At 76.9% G+C, this 2489-nt stretch carries 2 protein-coding genes; one reads left to right on the forward strand and one right to left on the reverse strand.

Going from position 1 to position 2489, the window contains the following annotated elements; genetic code table 11:
• Nucleotides 1-38 precede the first annotated feature (38 nt).
• Nucleotides 39-1244 (forward strand): DUF4192 domain-containing protein, encoded by a 1206-nt coding sequence (locus tag LFA75_RS23725; protein WP_225236178.1) that lies wholly within the window; start codon nt 39-41, stop codon nt 1242-1244.
• A gap of 1 nt (nt 1245) precedes the next feature.
• Here the strand turns inward: LFA75_RS23725 and LFA75_RS23730 are convergent.
• Nucleotides 1246-2489 (reverse strand): DUF349 domain-containing protein (locus LFA75_RS23730; RefSeq protein ID WP_225236177.1); only part of this gene is annotated, 1244 nt, incomplete at its 5' end.

Below are 2489 nucleotides of genomic sequence, written 5' to 3' on the forward strand. Positions count from 1 at the left end.
CGCGTGACGGCTGCCGCGCCCCTCTGAGCCACTTCTAACTGCAGCGCCCGGCGCCCCCGCACACAGCCCGCGGGGCTCGCGGCGGCGCCGGCGGTTGTGTAGAGGGGCGAGCACCCCCCGGGGGCGGCCACCGCCGGGGCGGGGAGGGCGGCGCCGGCGCCGGGCCGGCGGAGTTCGCCGCGGCGTTGCCCGAGCTGCTGGGGTTCCCGCCGGTGGAGTCACTGGTGCTGCTCTTCCTGGGCGGGGGTGACCGCCCGGACCGCCGGATGAGCCTGACGCTGCGGCTGGACCTGCTGCCCGCCGAGCACGACGCCGAGGTCGCCCGCCAGGTCGTCGCCCGGGCAGAGGCGCTGCGGCCCTGGGGTGCACTGGTCTTCGTCGTGTCGGAGGACCCCGACGACCAGGTGGTGCTCGTCCGACCCGATCCCCGGCGGGGCACCCCGCCGCGCACCGACGTCCTCGACCGGCCCACGGTGCCCGACCTGCCCCGGCGGTCCCTGGTGCACGCGGTGATCGAGGAGCTCTCGGCGCTGGGCGCGCAGACGGTGGACGCCGTCCTGGTCCGGAACGGCCGGTGGTGGAGCTACCCCGACGTCGTCCCGGCCACCGGCGCCGGGCCCGGCACCCCGCTGGACCCGGACACCTCCCGCCTCACGGGCATCGCTGCGCTGCGGGGCGAGGTGGTCGACCCCGACCGGGACGCCGTGGTCGCCCGCGCCTGGCCGACCCGGCCCACCTCGGCGGAGCTCGCGCACGTGTGCCGCCGGGCCGACGCCGCCCTCGACGTGCGGATCGCCCGCGGGGCGTCGCTCGAGGAGCTGGTCGACGAGGGCTGGGCCGCGGTCCGGCGCGCGGTGGCCGCCTGCGCCCCGGGCAGCCGGACGCAGCTCGGCGACGACGCGCTGGCCCGAGCGGGCGTCGCGCTGACGCTGGTACCGGTCCGCGACCGGGCGCTGGCGCTCACCGCCGGGGACGACGACGACCTGCTCGCCGCCGCGGAGGCGCTGTGGGCCGACCTCAACGCCCGGCTGCCCGACGAGCTGGCCGCCGTCCCCGCCCTGCTGCTGGGCCTGTCCGCCTGGCTGCGCGGGGCCGGGGTGCTCGCCGTCGCGGCGCTGGAGCGGTCGCTGGTCTGCGAGCCGACGTCCATGGCCGAGCTGGTGCTGCAGGCCGTGGTGGCGAACACCGAGCCGCAGGTCCTCCGGGCCGTGCTGACCGACCCGGAGGACCTGCGTGCCGCCTGACTCAGCGGCGGGAGGAGCCGGCCTTCTCGGCCGCGGCCAGGAACTCCTGCCGGCTGGCCAGGTTGGCCTCGGCCTCGCTGATCCGCTTGGCGTCACCGGCGGCCTTGGCCTTGGCCAGCTGGTCGGCGGCCTTCTCGGCCGCCTGGCGCAGCGACGTGAGCATCGGGTTCTCCGCGACGGCCCGCGGACGCCCGGAGTCCGCGGCGCCGCGCACCTTCTCCTCGACGGCCTGCATCCGGTCCTCCAGGCTGCGCATGACCTCGCGCGGCACGTGGCCGATCGCGTCGTAGCGCTCCTGGATCTTGCGCAGCGCGTTCTGCGCACCGCGCAGGTCCCGGGTCGGGTCGATCTTCTCGGCCTCGGCGAGCAGGGCCTCCTTCTTCTCCTGGTTGCCCTTCTGCTCGGAGTTGCGGGCCTTGTCCGACTCCGTGCGGGCGGCGAAGAAGACGTCCTGCGCGGCGCGGAACTTCTTCCAGAGGTCGTCGTCGGTGTCCCGGCCCACCCGGGGCACGGCCTTCCACCGGTCCATCAGCCCGCGCATGGCCGCCGACGTCGGGCCCCACTCGGTGGAGGTGGCGAGCTTCTCGGCCTCGGCGATCAGCTCGCTCTTGGCCGCCCGGGACTCCGAGCGCTGCACGTCGAGGGCGGCGAAGTGCGAACCCCGCCGGCGGCCGAACGCGTCGCGGGCCGCGGCGAACCGGGTCCACAGCGCCTCGTCGGTCTTCCGGTCGATGCCCTTGATCGTCTTCCACTCCTCGACGATCGCCTTGAGCCGGTCGCCGGCGGCCTTCCACTGCGTGGAGTCCGCGGCGATGGTCTCGGCCTCGGCCGCGAGGGCCTCCTTGCGGGCGATCTGCTCGACCCGGGCCTTGGCCTTCTCGGCCCGCGCCACGGCGGCCGCGGCCTCGGAGGCCTCGAGGATCGTCCCCAGCCGGGAGGCCAGCGCCGGCAGGTCGCCCACGACGTCGGCGGTGGGCACCTGCTCGGCCAGCGCCTGCGCCTTCGCGCGGATCTCGGCCGGGTTGCCGGTGTTGGCCCGCAGCCGGGCCTCCAGCAGGCCGACCTCGGTGGCGAGGTCGTCGTAGCGGCGGCCGTAGTGGGCCAGGCCCTCGGCGGGCTCGCCGGCCTGCCAGGACCCGACGGCCCGCTCGCCGCCGTCGGGGGGGGGGGCGGGGCGCCGCGGGGGGGGCGGGCAGCGGGCGGCTCTTATACACATATGGGGCGGCGCGCGCGAGCACCTGTGGG

The organism is Klenkia terrae (assembly GCF_900491935.1).
In the GTDB taxonomy this organism is placed as follows: domain Bacteria; phylum Actinomycetota; class Actinomycetes; order Mycobacteriales; family Geodermatophilaceae; genus Klenkia; species Klenkia terrae.